10 protein-coding genes and 2 pseudogenes are annotated in these 12,857 nt (G+C 67.8%); 7 read left to right on the top strand and 5 right to left on the bottom strand.

From position 1 onward, the window contains the following. The first annotated feature begins 304 nt into the window (after positions 1–304). On the top strand, positions 305–1,198 hold the full coding sequence (locus ABZX79_RS31075; protein ID WP_355265065.1) for a LysR family transcriptional regulator: 894 nt from the start codon (positions 305–307) through the stop codon (positions 1,196–1,198). 109 nt (positions 1,199–1,307) lie between these two features. Continuing rightward, on the top strand, positions 1,308–2,471 hold the full coding sequence (locus ABZX79_RS31070; RefSeq protein WP_355265062.1) for a putative Ig domain-containing protein: 1,164 nt from the start codon (positions 1,308–1,310) through the stop codon (positions 2,469–2,471). On the opposite strand, the pseudogene ABZX79_RS31065 reads toward ABZX79_RS31070, so the two are convergent. Further along, a pseudogene (locus ABZX79_RS31065) lies at positions 2,458–2,717 on the bottom strand (hypothetical protein). The gene ABZX79_RS31070 and the pseudogene ABZX79_RS31065 overlap by 14 nt on opposite strands. A 186-nt stretch (positions 2,718–2,903) precedes the next feature. On the opposite strand from ABZX79_RS31065, the pseudogene ABZX79_RS31060 reads away from it, so the two are divergent. After that, positions 2,904–3,176, top strand: a pseudogene (locus tag ABZX79_RS31060) (DUF4240 domain-containing protein); the annotation flags it as partial. Positions 3,177–3,484: 308 nt separating this feature from the next. After that, the gene (locus ABZX79_RS31055; protein WP_355265158.1) at positions 3,485–3,658 is read left to right on the top strand and encodes a hypothetical protein; all 174 of its coding nucleotides are present in this window, start codon (positions 3,485–3,487) and stop codon (positions 3,656–3,658) included. Between the two features lie 181 nt (positions 3,659–3,839). Here ABZX79_RS31055 and ABZX79_RS31050 read toward each other — a convergent pair whose 3' ends face one another. Next, positions 3,840–4,739 (bottom strand): NAD(P)-binding domain-containing protein, encoded by a 900-nt coding sequence (locus ABZX79_RS31050; protein ID WP_355265059.1) that lies wholly within the window; start codon positions 4,737–4,739, stop codon positions 3,840–3,842. A gap of 114 nt (positions 4,740–4,853) precedes the next feature. Between ABZX79_RS31050 and ABZX79_RS31045 the strand changes: the two genes are divergently transcribed. Further along, positions 4,854–5,231 (top strand): helix-turn-helix domain-containing protein, encoded by a 378-nt coding sequence (locus ABZX79_RS31045; RefSeq protein ID WP_355265056.1) that lies wholly within the window; start codon positions 4,854–4,856, stop codon positions 5,229–5,231. Positions 5,232–7,041: 1,810 nt separating this feature from the next. On the opposite strand, the gene ABZX79_RS31040 is transcribed toward ABZX79_RS31045, so the two are convergent. Both ABZX79_RS31040 and ABZX79_RS31035 read right to left on the bottom strand, forming a co-directional pair. After that, positions 7,042–7,416 (bottom strand): hypothetical protein, encoded by a 375-nt coding sequence (locus tag ABZX79_RS31040; RefSeq protein ID WP_355265053.1) that lies wholly within the window; start codon positions 7,414–7,416, stop codon positions 7,042–7,044. 210 nt (positions 7,417–7,626) lie between these two features. After that, complete coding sequence (locus ABZX79_RS31035; RefSeq protein ID WP_355265050.1) at positions 7,627–8,325, bottom strand: 2-phosphosulfolactate phosphatase; 699 nt, start codon at positions 8,323–8,325, stop codon at positions 7,627–7,629. 846 nt (positions 8,326–9,171) lie between these two features. On the opposite strand from ABZX79_RS31035, the gene ABZX79_RS31030 reads away from it, so the two are divergent. Continuing rightward, entirely contained in the window at positions 9,172–9,366 is a 195-nt protein-coding gene (locus ABZX79_RS31030) for a DUF6207 family protein (protein ID WP_355265047.1), read from the top strand. A gap of 272 nt (positions 9,367–9,638) precedes the next feature. Continuing rightward, positions 9,639–10,922, top strand: a complete 1,284-nt coding sequence (locus ABZX79_RS31025; RefSeq protein ID WP_355265044.1) for an extracellular solute-binding protein — start codon at positions 9,639–9,641, stop codon at positions 10,920–10,922. 755 nt (positions 10,923–11,677) lie between these two features. On the opposite strand, the gene ABZX79_RS31020 is transcribed toward ABZX79_RS31025, so the two are convergent. Further along, complete coding sequence (locus ABZX79_RS31020) at positions 11,678–12,829, bottom strand: hypothetical protein (RefSeq protein WP_355265041.1); 1,152 nt, start codon at positions 12,827–12,829, stop codon at positions 11,678–11,680. Positions 12,830–12,857: the final 28 nt, after the last annotated feature.

Below are 12,857 nucleotides of genomic sequence, written 5' to 3'. Positions count from 1 at the left end.
CGGGCAGTTACTTCCAGGCAGTCGCTTCCGGGCAGGACCTGGCGAGGGAGCGGTGGCAGGCAGAGGGGCGTACGGGCGTAGGACGCAGGGGCGTACGGACGCCGCGAATGACGTAACCGGCGGTAACACCGCCATGTCGCGTTGCATCGTGCGGCGAGCGGCCCGCAGTGTCAACGCCCATCCATGACCCATGCCGCCGCGGTATGAAGTGCTGCCGACCGGACGTCAATCGCCTTGACCAGGCAGACATTTGTTCACCTGTGTGCCTCTTACACCCTCACGGCCCTGGAGTTACCGTCCGCACATGACCCCCACACTGCAGCAGCTGCGCTACCTCGTAGCCGTCGCGGACTGCCGCTCCATCACCGCCGCGGCGTGCTCCGTCTACATCGCCCAGCCCGCCCTCTCCCGCTCCATCCAGTCCCTGGAACGTGATCTGGGCGTGGAGCTCCTGGACCGCAGGGGCAGGGGCGCGACTCTCACCCCCGAAGGCACCCGCGCCGTACGCCTGGCCCGCACCGTCCTGGACGCCGTGGAGGCGATCGAGGACATCGGTCCGGCGCACGGCGGAAGTTCGCCGGCCACGCTGATCGTGGCCGCGACCCCGACCCTCTCCCTCGACCTCGCCGCCGACCTCGTGCCCTCCTTCGCCGAACGCCACCCCGGCATCAACGTGCGCCTGCTCCAGCACGACAGCCGTGAGGCACTCGTACGGGCCCTGACCGACGGTGCGGCGGAGCTGGGCCTGGTCGATCTGCCCGTCGACAAGGATCTGTCCACACACCACCTCCAGGACCGCGAGGTCGTACTGATCTCCCCGCCCGGCTCCGGACTCCCCGATCCGATGCCGTTCCGGATGCTGGGCGGCCTGCGGATGGTGCTGCCGACCCCCGGCACCGGCCGGCGCACGGAGCTTGAGGCGATGTTCGGCCAGGCCGGAGTGCGTCCGGTGGCTGTGGTGGAGACTGATGAGCGGCTGGCCTGGGTGACCAGCGTGGCGGACGGGCGCGGCTCGCTGATCTGGTACCGGGACATGGTGTTACGGGCCTTCGGCCATCGCGTGGAGGTCCGCTCCTTCACCCCGCCGCTGCTGCGCGCCGTCGGCATCGTCCACCCGCGCGTCCCGCTCAGCCGCGCCGCCCGCGCCTTCCTCTCCCACGCCAAGCACAACGCACCCGTGCGGGAACCGGCGAGGTGAGGAGGCAAGGCGACGGGGTGGGCCACCATGCCCGCCGGGCATCGGCCCATGCCCAACAGGTGTGCGTTGCGCGCTTGGACCCTTGGCCGTCCGCCGCCACATTGTGCTCATGCCCCGATACCTGATTCGTACGGCCATGGGCGCGGTGCTCATCACCGCCGCCGCCCTCTTCGCGGCCCCGCCGACCCCGGCCGCAGCCGCGCCGTCCGCCGCGCCGGAGCGCGCGTGCTCCCTGCCCCCGGGCCTCGCCGAGCTCAGCGGCCTGGCCATGAGCGCCAGACACCCGGGCGTCTTCTACGCCGTCAACGACAGCGGCAACACCACTCAGGTGTTCGCCGTCGACTGCGGTGGCGCCACCGGCGTCCTGAAGGCGACGTACAGCCTCAGCGGCGCGACCAACACCGACTGGGAAGGGCTGGCCGTCGGAACAGACGCGCAGGGCCGCACCGTGATCCAGGTCGGCGACATCGGCGACAATTTCAGCGGCCGCGCCGAGCTCACCGTCTACAGCTTCCCCGAGCCCGACCAGCTCGCGAATGCCACGGTGACGCCCACCGCCCTGCGCTTCGCCTACTCCGACGGCCGACACGATGCCGAGTCGCTCCTCGCCAATCCGACGACGGGTCAGCTGTACGTCGCCAGCAAGCTGATCGGGGCCGCCGGTCAGCTCTACAAGGCCCCGCTGCCACCCCAGCCCGGGCAGGTGAACACGCTCACCCCGGTCCGTCCGGGGCCGGTCTTCGCCACGGACGGCGCCTTCTCCCCCACCGGCAAGTCCTACGCACTGCGCAGCGGCGGCCCACTGGGCGCCAACACGGCGTACATCTACGACGCCGTCGGCACGAAGCTCGCCGAGGTGGCGCTGCCGTCGCAGCCGCAGGGCGAGACCCTCACGTACGCCAACTGCTCGACGTTGCTGGTCGGCTCGGAGAACGACACCCAGCTGTGGCGGGTCCCGCTGCCGCCGGAGGCCGCACCGGGCTGCGGCGGCACCACTCCGCCGCCGGACGGGGACCTGAAGGTGTCCAACCCCGGTACGCAGACCTGCAAGTTCAATCAGAGCTGCACGATCCAGATCACCGCCACCGGCGGCAAACCACCCGTCAGCTACAGCGCTTCCGGACTGCCCTTCGGCCTGAGCATCGACACCGCCACCGGCCGGATCACCGGCAAGCCCTGGCAGACCGGCACCCTGCAGATAACCGCCAGGGCAACGGACTCCACGACAGCCTCCGCCACCACCGCGTTCCCCCTCACCATCAACTGGTTCTAGCGCCGCCGAGCCGATCCGCCTCCAAGGCCGCCGCCGCGAGAACGGCGTCGAGCAGACCGGGGAAGAGCGCGTCCAGGTCGTCGCGACGCAGCCCGTTGAGCTTGGACGGACGATGCGCATCCGCATCGGGTCTGAGAGTGTGTGCAGCACCCCTTCGAGGCGGATCTCGTCGCGCGCGGGGTGTGCGAGTTCACGCGCGCTGGTGACGGTGGGCACGACGGCTCCACTTTGTTGGCATCCTCGCATCCTCACCCAGCAATGAGATGGACGTCCCTGACACCCTCGGGGGCCGATCAGGGCTCAATCCAGCCGAGTCGACCCATCGAGACCGGTCAAGTTGTCTGACCCGGGGGCCATGCTGTGCCGTCATGGACATCGAACAGTTCTGGCACGTGATTGAACAAGCTCGCGGCCGATCCGCCGATTCATCGGATGCCGACGAAACCGCCAACCAGGCCACCGCACTACTGGCAACCCAACGAGCCGCAGGAGATCCTCGACGCCCAGCAGATCCTGGGGGATCTGATGGCCGCCTCCTATCTAGCACCTCTCTGGGCTGCGGCTTACCTCATCAACGGCGGATGCTCCGACGACGGCTTCGACTACTTCCGCGGCCGGCTGATTGCCCAAGGCCGCACAGCCTTCGAACAAGTCATCGCAGACGCCGACCGTCTCGCCGGTCTACCCGCTGTCCATGCCGCAGCAGCCGAGGGAATCGATCTGGAAGGCGAGCAAACGCTGAGCATCGCGTGGGAGGCCTACGAGAGCACGACCGGTGCGGAACTCCCTAGCGACGCCTTCACGATCAACTATCCCGACCCTCGACCCTGCCTGGAACTTCGACTTCGACGACCACAGCAGAATCGCGGCCCGGCTGCCCCGGATTGCCGCCCTCTGCCCGGAATGATCGGCCGACCAAGCAATGACCACCAGTGCGGCGAGAGTGCATCAGCCAAGGCTCTCAAGGACCGCCCCGGTGATTCACGGATCCAGAAACGGTCCACGCGCATGGCCTGCGCCACTGCCGCTACCGCGGCCTGGCAAAGACGCACGTCCAACACGTACTCACAGCCGCTGAAACCAACATCGTCCGACTCAGCGAATGCTTCCCGCCCGGCCCCACCCCGGCTTCTCCGCCACGACCACCCAGCCACTTCCAACGGCTCTGCCAAAGGCTGACGACCTGAAGACCACCAACAGCGTCCAGAAGCTGAGCCAGAACCTGAGACCTGACACCGCTTGTCGCTCAGTGGTAACAGCTCCAGTACAGGCTGACCTCACTCCTTGCCCTTTCCTCGATGGATGTCGCATTCGCCGGACACAGGATCCAGCACACACTTGCGGCCCTCCTCGGCTACCCCGCCGCCGTCATGCCCCCGGCGTGGCCTGCTCGGGCTTCCTTAGCAGCTCATACAGAACCGAGAAGCTCTCCTCGCGGTGGCCTTCGGCGACAGCACGCCGCAGCAGATCGTGCATCGGCTCGGTCCAGGCGACATCGAGGTTCGCCTCCTCGCCCAGTTCCTTGTCATAGGCGATCCCCTCGTAGAAGTTGCCGACGGAGGACAACGGCCTGCTGTAGTCACCGCTGTCGATCTCCTCCGCGATGCCCGGCAGGAGGGCGATAATCATCTCCAGCCATTTGACGGAGTACGGAACCATGCTGCTGGCCTTCAGCCCACGCGAGGACACAAGCGCGGCGCCGTGGAAGAACCCGATGAGGGAGGGCAGCAGGGTGGCGCCCACGGCCGACTCGTACAGGGCCGCGAGGTCCGGCTCCTCCCCGAGGTGCACGGTGTCGCCGCCCAGCACGCGCAGCGTCGCCTCGTGCTCGTCGAATGTGGCCCGGTCGCCGCTGTAGTAGAGCAGCGTGTCCGGCAGCCCAACGGCCACGGGGACGTTCTTCACGGCCCCGTCGAGGAATCGTGCCCCGTACCCGGCGGCCCGGTCGGCCATCTGGCGCGCGCCGCCGGGGGTACCGGAGTTGAGGGTGACCAGGGTGCGCCCGGTGAGCGCGGCGGCGACCGGGGCCAGGGCAGCGAGCGTGGCGTCGTAGGTGGTCAGGCAGGTGATGACCAGCGGGCTGGCGGCGATCGCGTCCGCGATGTCCTCGTGGTGGACGGCGCCCTGGGCGACGAGGGGCGTGGCCCTCTCCGCGCTGCGGTTCCATACGGTCGTCGGGTGCCCGGCGCGGACGAACGCCTGGGCGAGTGCCGCGCCCATCGAGCCGAGCCCGATGACGGTGACAGGGGTGCGGTTGTGGCCGCTCATTTGTGCTCCATTTCCCGGTTCTTGCGTAACGCCTCCATGCTGGTCTCCGCACACACATATCCTCAAGTACCGACAATTTTGTGGGTACTTACATTTCTGTCTGTGGGAGCACCGATGACGCACGCGAACAACACGAACAACACACACATCAGGAAGCGGACTTACACCTGCGGGCTCGACGCCGCGATCGATGTCATGGGCGGCAAGTGGAAGGGCCTGATCCTCTTCTCGCTCGACGAGCGGCCGCTGCGTTTCGGGGAACTGAGGCGGGCGGTGCCCGGCATCAGCGAACGGGTGCTGATCCTCCAGTTGAAGGAGATGGAAGCCAGCGGCCTGCTTCACCGTCAGGACTTCCACCAGGTCCCGCCGAAGGTGGAGTACTCCCTGACCGACTTCGGCCGCTCACTCAATAAGGCGATGGCCCCGCTGGGGCAGTGGGGAGAGGAGAACATGGCGCTCATCGAGGCCGGCCCTCAGACAGAAACCCGTTAGGAGGCGGGGAGCGATTCGCGAGAATCGTAACCATCCCTGGCCGAGCCCCGGCAGCACATAGTCGTCGACCACGAACAGCCGACCCTACGGCTTCACCCCCGCCTGGCAGAGATCACCAGCAGCAACCGGAACTCCGGTCAGAGCCGCGAAGATCCCCGGTCGTGCTCCCGCTCCCCAGTTGGTTGAGCTGTTCAACGATGCGGGGAGGATGGGGAGTGGGGAGAGCGCTTCGGGCCCCCCCGACCGAACGCCGGCGGGCCTCGAGGGTTGACGGTGGGTCAGGTCACGGCACCGCCTCAGCGGGGGCCCGCGGGGTGCGATCACCGGCCGGGCCGCCTCCGGGGCGGACGGCAGCGCGACGACGGTGATTGGCTGGTCGCAGTACGGGCAGTTGCGGGTGGCAGGTGAACTGACCACTGCTCCCTACGAATTGGATGAGTACGCATGCCCGGTCCCGCCAGTCGGCCACCTTGCCGGACCGCATCACGGTGGCCAGCACGTCGGTCAGCCTCGTCCGGTCCGCACACAGTCAGTAGCGCCCTTTGGCATGCCCGATCATCCTCTTCCCGGCAGCCGTTATGGACACCAAGCGGTGCCACCTTGTCCGCTCAACCACCAGAACGGTGCCCTGACTTCTGCAGCAGATACGGCTAAGACACCCGCATCCTTGCAGGTCAACGGCGCCTCTCTGCTACCAGGGCATCAGATCACCCAATTCCGCTGAATAGCCAGGGCTAACGATGTGGTTCACGGGCAGCAGCAACAGGGCCGCTGGTTACGTCCTTGCGAACTCACGTGTAGGCGGGGGAGTCATCGTCGTCGAGACAGCCGTACGAGTCGTCTGCGGTCATTGCACCTCTCTGTCGAACGCGTGGAGGGGCCCTGGTGCCGTACGGCACCAGGGCCCCGAAGGAACTGCTACACCATCTGCCGGCCCTGGTACTGCGCCGACCTTCCGTGTCCGCAGACCCGACCGAGACGCAGTCGGGGGTACGGGGATCGCGGTTGCTTGACCGGAGACCACCTCACTGTCGATGTCCTGCGGTACCCGGGCTCGAGACTTCCGCCCGGGCGATCCTGATGGCGCTCGGTTCCTCCGTTCTTCCCTCGGTGATCACCTGCTTACCAAACGAGGTACTGCGTACTGCTGTACTGCGTACTGCTCAGTGGCCTGCGATAGCGCCACTCTTCGGCAGCCAGCCCCGTCACCCGTCCTGCGTATGCTCTGGCTTAGAACCCCACTGCCGAACTTCCCGGTGCGCGCGTCCGCAGCCGACGCCTTCACCGAAGTGCTGCTCACTACTACTGCTGGGTACTGCGAACTGCACTTGCGGGTACTGCCACTGCGTCAACTGCGGTACTGCTCACGGCGGCCCCTGATCACTGCGGGCCGCCCGGTCCGGTCGTCAGTCCCGTCGCCGTCCTGCAACAACCCTGGCTTCGAAACTCCACCACCGCACCGCACCGCTCTGCAACTGCCGTACTGCTGCCGGGCAGTTCGTCTCTGCCAGGCCCTGCGGTCTCTCTGGGTTACGAGAGAAACCATATCCACACCACTGACCAATGTCTACTCCAGTCAACATAGATTTTCGCGTGTTCGACGGTGAGGTAACCGACCTCGAACAGTGATGGATGGCGGGAGTAAGCCGGGCCAACGGGCAGCAGGCCGGGCACCAGCCCGGGGCAAACGGGACCGGGCACTGACGGTCCGGAGGCCAAGGTGACCTGATGGACACGATGAGCGCCAACGTGGCAACCGTCCGCTCCGCGACATCCGTCACCGGCGCACGCGACAGCGCCCGGCCCTTGATCACCAGCCTCTCCACTCCAAGGATTTCCAGTCCAGGGCTCCAGCCACTCCTGGGCGAAGACCGAGTTCGTCGTCATCGAGCACAGCGTCCACGGAGGCGTCAGGCCGTGCTTGGCGAACAGGTCCTCCAGGGCGGCGCGGCGGATCTCGAAGGATGTCGAAGGCGATGAAGTGTGCGGGCATCGCTGCGGCCAGCTGTTGGACGGTGCGGCTGCCGGACGAGGCACGGCGCTGCAACGCGTCGAACGGCAGCTGGTTGCACAACCACACCACGAGCTCGCCGTCGAGGACCAGGCCGTGCGGCAGCTGCTTCTTCTCTGGGAGAAAACTGCGGCACAACACGGTTCGGTCAGGAACGGTGCAGCTCAGCGGCACGGAGTGACCTAGCGTGCGCAACAGGTGTGGTGCTGTCGCTGGATCGGGTGAGTGGCGGCGGGGCAACTTCGCGCGTGCTGCCGCCTGGTGGCGCGACCAGGAGCCTTCGCCTGGCCTACAAGCGTGACGGCCCGGGTGCGCGGGCGCGGGCGGCAGAGCCCGCCCTGACCGGGTGAGATCCGCCGCCTGAAAGTCCTAAGTTCCGGCGGGTCAGCGGATATTGGACGGGATGTCAGGCACCGCAACGGGACGGAGCACCGTTAGAGACTCTTCCTGGCAAGCCATCATCGCAAAGGGGAACCTGTCGATTTCCAAGCAGAGATCGACATCGTCTGGGTGGTATCCGCTCCGCAGCCCACCGGCAAGTTCGGCCGCGGCACGAGAAGTCCTGGCCCGATGGAGATACGGGGCCGCCTCGACATCGCGTCCGGCCATGGATTGACCAATGTATTCAGCGCAGGCCAGGTCCTCGTCGGCCTGGCCTCCCTCACCGGTGACAACGAACGTCACCGGGCCGGGATCCTTGGTCTGCAGGAACCGCGCGGTCGGGCCGGCCACCACGAAACTCGCGCACAAGACCAGCGGTGCGTTCGCGACGGCCAGCGCGCCCACGGTCCCTGCCGTCGTCTTCTGCACCAGCGTGCGGCCAGCGAAATCGCATGACCTGAGCAAGCCAGGTGAGTTCACCGCGTCGAAGCCCGCTGCTGGAGCTCCGTCCTTCAAAGCCAGCCAACCCGAGCGGCTCTCCTTCAAGGCAAGTGCCTCGCTCTCCGTTGAGGCCAGGACGATCCTCTCGACGCCACGTGAGAAGGCCCAGGCAGCCACGGCGAAGGCGCGCATGACGTCGATGACGACAGCAACACGGGGAACGCCGGTCAACTCTGGGATGCCAACGAAGTGATGGTCCATCGCACCATTCTGACGCCCCTGGATCATCCGAAAGGCACGGTTGCTCCGGCTGCCTTCGGGGTGACGGTCAGCGAAGCGGTTCTGGTGCCGGCCGGATCCCGTCGGATCGGGCGCGGATGTCCACCGTCCGAGGCGCCGGTTCACGTGGAGGCGGGGGAAGGGCAGTGCCTTGTTTGACGGGCTTGGTCAGGCGTCTGGTCATGAGGGTGATCGTGGACCAGGCGATGTGCGCCTCGCTGTGCTGGATGAGTCGGCAGCGAGTTCCCAGTCGGGATAGCCGCTCATCGTCGATCGCAACGATCCACCGCAGAGCCACTCTCCCGGGGAACCGCCGTGACAACCACAACGAGCAGGCGGAGCACGACGTCACACCACAGTCAGCCGAACCCCCAGAGAATGGCGCGCGGCCGTCACGAGGTCGGGGAAGTGCCGCTGCAGGACGCCCGGTGCGGGCACCGTCTGCCGGGCTTGGGCGAGCATCGGCTCCACGCGCGGCTTCAGCACCACTGCGCCCGGCCCGGGTCAGCCGAGGTAGTTCTCGGGATGTGTCGGCTTCCGCAACGTCCAGAACTCGCCCGACGACGGCGCTCCGCACTGCGCGACCCGGGGCAGCCTCCTGCCGGGATTTCGCCGGAGCCCGCGCGCGCGGGGTAGCGCGGGCCCCGGCGAGAGGGAGAGCAGCCGTAAAACCCCGTCTGTCATCGGACCGCGGGCTGCACTCCCTGTCTACGGGCCCGGCCGTACGGACGCGACCGGCAGCGGGCAGCACGCCTACGGCGATCACTCGTCCCGAGCGGTCGCGCGCCGCTGGCGAACCGCCGGCCACGCCGTGTCGTGGCAAGGGGCATGCGCATCGACGAGCAGCACATAGCCGAACCCGGGCTGGTGGTCCTGGACGTCACCGCCGCCGACGAGGACACGATGACCTCCAGCAGCAGTGGGCCACCTCCGGCATCACCCCGGTTGTGGCGTACGCCGGGAGAGGCCGGGGCCCGAGCGCGGGTGTACGCGGACATCCGACACCCCGGCACCACGGGCTAAGGGGTGTCTTGCCGACCTTGCCGGGCTCGCGACGCCTGGCACCGCACCTAGCTGCGTTGTCGTCGGTTGCCAATGCTCCGTACGGGAGTCGAGTTGGACACCGCGGAGGAGTCTACGCGCGTCGGAATCGGCGTCGGCATATCGGAAGACACCAGTCGCAATCGACGCAGTTGGAGCAATGGCCACAACCATTGAGCAGGGGGCGCAATACGTCCTGAGTCAGGAGAGAATTCCGGCCGTACTGTCCAAAAAAAGATCAAGAGGAAACATCCATGCGACCAAGACTCTTCGGCGCGACCGCCTCCGTGGCCGCACTCGGACTACTGGGCTCCCTCGTCACCGCCTGCGGCTCGTCCGGGAGCGGCGGCGGCGAGACGACGCTGCGCCTGGTGGCCGCCGAGTACGGCAACAGCCCGGCGACCAGCTCCAAGGCGTACTGGGACAAGCTGACCGCCGCCTTCACCGCCGCCCACCCCGGCAAGAAGGTCGAGGTGACGCTCTACCCGTGGGCCGACGTCGACCGCGAGGTCACCCGCATGGTCAAGGAGGACAATGCCCCGGACGTGGCCCTGATGGGCGCGTACTCCGACTTCGCCGCGCAGGGCCGCCTCTACGCCGCCAGTGAGCTGCTGTCGGTCGGGACGGAGGCGAACTTCCTACCGCCGCTCGTGGAGGCGGGTTCGGTCGGCAACATCCTCTACGGCTTGCCCTTCGTGGCCAGCAGTCGGCTGCTCTTCTACAACGAAGAGCTGTTCGACAAGGCCGGAGCGACGCCGCCGAAGACCTGGTCGAACCTGAAGGACGCGGCCGAGGCGCTGAAGAATGAGGGCGTGCTCTACCCGTACGCCCTGCCGCTCGGTCCCGAGGAGGCGCACGCCGAAGCCCTGATCTGGGAACTGAGCAACGGCGGGGGGTACGCCGACAGCAGCGGCGGCTACAGCATCGCGTCCGAGCAGAACACGCAGACGTTCCGCTGGATCAAGGACAACCTGGTCTCGCCCGGCCTGACCGGCCCGGTCCCGCCGGCCAAGCTCAACCGGCAAGACGCCTTCGCCGCCTTCCTGCGCGGCGAGGTCGGCATGGTCAACGGCTACCCCTCGCTCCTCCACGAGGCGAGGGCGAAGGGCATGAAGGTCGGCACCCTGAGCATGCCGGTGTCGGACACGCTGGGCGACGGCAAGACCCCGCCGTCGGCGGGCGTCGCCGACTGGATGATGGCCTTCAAGCACGACGACAATCGCAAACTGGTGGGCTCGTTCCTGGAGTTCGTCTACAAGGACGAGAACCTCAGCGACTTCGCCGGGCGCTACCACCTCTTGCCCTCGACGGTGTCCGCGACCGAGGCCTCCAAGGACGCGGCAGCGGATCCCAGCGGCGAGCAGTTCCTGACCGCACTGCGCGGTGCCCAGCTCTACCCGGTCAACGAACCGTCCTGGCTTCAGGTCAGCAACACCATCAAGCGGAACATCGGCAAGGCCGTCGCTCCGTCCGCCGACCCGAAGGTCGTGCTGGAGGACATCGCCCAGCAGGCCCGGGACATAGCGGAGCAGAGGTAGGGGGTCTTCGGGATCTGTGGGTCGCCCCCGCTCCGTCGCCGGTTCTCCCCTTTCCTGGTTCTTCCGTTTTCCTTTTTCTTGCCCTTCCCGCCGATGTCCCACCCGGACGCGGCAACTGGGCCGTACGGCGTCGACCGGACGCCCGGCCCGTCGCCCGTGTAGGGCCCACAAGGTGCGCGGGGCGACGGCCGTCCCCATCCCGCAAGGGCCTGTCCGACAGGGCGGTGTGATTGAGGGAATGTTCGCCGGCACCCGCACCCCGTACGAGCGAGGGGCCGTCTGACGGAAGCGCGCTGCTCCCCCCTGCCTCGCCCGGCCAGGGGCCCTCCAGCGGGGCAGCGAGCGTCAGGAGCAGGCGAGCACGGGCGGCTTGGCCCCGTCAGCTTCGCTGTGCCGCCTTCGCTGGCTTAAGGCTGGCGCGTCCTCGCCCTGCTCCCACGGCTTGCCCCTGGGCTCCGCGATATGCGCATAGCGGATCAGTACAGAGCCGACCTTCTCGTTGTGCCCCGGGGGCATCCCACGGCTGAGGATCGAAGCTGTCGGCACCGGGCCATTCACTCTCCATCTCAGCTGAATGAAAAGACCCCTCCCCGCGCCCAGACTCCCTGGTCAGGAAGTGTCGGCCCCGCGCACGCCGGGAGGGCGGGCCGTCCCAGTCGTTCTTCAGGCTGACCAAAGCCTTCGTCGTCTCCCTGTTCGGCAGACCGCCTAGCGGGAGGCCCTGAAGCGGGGCGGAGGAATGACATCGGCGCGCTCTACGTGTTCGGCTCCCGGAAGCGGCCGAATGCCTTCGTGAGGGCGTTCAGCGGTGAGCCGCCCGCCTTGACCGGCCCTGGTGCGGGCGGACGGGGCACACCGTCGCCGCCGGTCACCTCGGCCAGCGCGGCATGCGCCGCGTCGGCCGCCTCCCGGTAGAGGTCACAGGACTTCGTCATGGCATCGAGCGCCTCAGCGTACTTGACGACCATGCTCTGGGCGTGGACCAGCTCCTCGTCCGGGGTCAGCAGGTGCCAGCCCTGTCGCAGTCGCGTCAAGGCTCGCTCGGCATCGTCGGGCAGCGGCCGCGGCAGCACGGCGAACTTCATGATGATGTCCAGGAGTTCAGTCGGTTCGGAGCCGTCCAGGAAGACACTGCGCACCGTGAAAAGCTCCGCGTCGTAATCCGGACTCCGCGGCTCCGTGGGCAGGACGACGGCGCCGCCGCGCGGCAGCCGCACGTTCAACTCCCGCTTCAACGCAAAGTCGGCGATCTGCGCCTGCTCCGGTGTGCCCCGGTGCTCGATCACCCGGTGCCGCAGGCTCGGCGGCAGGAACCTTGAGACCGGCTGCTGCCCCCTCGCGTCCGGCGTCATCGCCTCGTGCACCACGACATGGATGAACCAACTCTTGCGGGACCAGTCCCGCAGCCGGTGCCGCAGCTCATCGTCGTCCTTCGGCAGGTGGTTCACCGCCCGCAGGCGCACGCCCGGCACCGTGTCGTGATCCCAGGCGACCCGGTCGCTGTCGGGCCAGAACATGGTGGCGGGCGAGGGCCACCGCAGGTCCCATGTCACCTCTGCCTCGGCGGCGAGGATCCAGGTGATGCCCTCGTCCTCCTTGCGGCAGGCCTCGGAGTCGTACATGGTCAACTGCGCACGCACCGTGATGTCGTCGGCCACGCGCCAACGGGCCTCGAAGAGGCGACGGGCCGACGGGCCGGGGTCGGCGGACTCGTCACGCGGGTGCAGGACGGTGGAGCGGGCCGCCTCGACGGGGTCGAGATCCAGGAAGTCGTCCAGCACCCCGGCCGCCTTGAGGGCGGTCAGGTTGCGCCGGACGTCCTGCTCGGGCGCGGGCCCGAGGTGGCGCCCGCGTCCCAGCCACGCAGTGTCGGGGACGACGGTCGAAGAGCTGCTGTTCTTGGCCATGGAACCGTTCTGTGGGTGATCGGGGGCC

The sequence above is a fragment of the Streptomyces sp. NPDC002994 genome, assembly GCF_040611155.1.
Classification (GTDB): domain Bacteria; phylum Actinomycetota; class Actinomycetes; order Streptomycetales; family Streptomycetaceae; genus Streptomyces.
The sequence above is the reverse complement of the archived record's forward strand: the minus strand, read 5'-3'. Positions and strand labels throughout refer to the sequence as shown.

Excerpts from the sequence above, each read along its gene's own strand:
- ABZX79_RS31035 (WP_355265050.1), bottom strand. The coding sequence starts at position 8,325 with ATGGACCATCACTTCGTTGGCATCCCAGAGTTGACCGGCGTTCCCCGT.
- ABZX79_RS31030 (WP_355265047.1), top strand. The coding sequence starts at position 9,172 with ATGCGCATCGACGAGCAGCACATAGCCGAACCCGGGCTGGTGGTCCTG.
- ABZX79_RS31045 (WP_355265056.1), top strand. The coding sequence starts at position 4,854 with ATGACGCACGCGAACAACACGAACAACACACACATCAGGAAGCGGACT.
- ABZX79_RS31075 (WP_355265065.1), top strand. The coding sequence starts at position 305 with ATGACCCCCACACTGCAGCAGCTGCGCTACCTCGTAGCCGTCGCGGAC.
- ABZX79_RS31020 (WP_355265041.1), bottom strand. The coding sequence starts at position 12,829 with ATGGCCAAGAACAGCAGCTCTTCGACCGTCGTCCCCGACACTGCGTGG.
- ABZX79_RS31050 (WP_355265059.1), bottom strand. The coding sequence starts at position 4,739 with ATGAGCGGCCACAACCGCACCCCTGTCACCGTCATCGGGCTCGGCTCG.
- ABZX79_RS31025 (WP_355265044.1), top strand. The coding sequence starts at position 9,639 with ATGCGACCAAGACTCTTCGGCGCGACCGCCTCCGTGGCCGCACTCGGA.
- ABZX79_RS31070 (WP_355265062.1), top strand. The coding sequence starts at position 1,308 with ATGCCCCGATACCTGATTCGTACGGCCATGGGCGCGGTGCTCATCACC.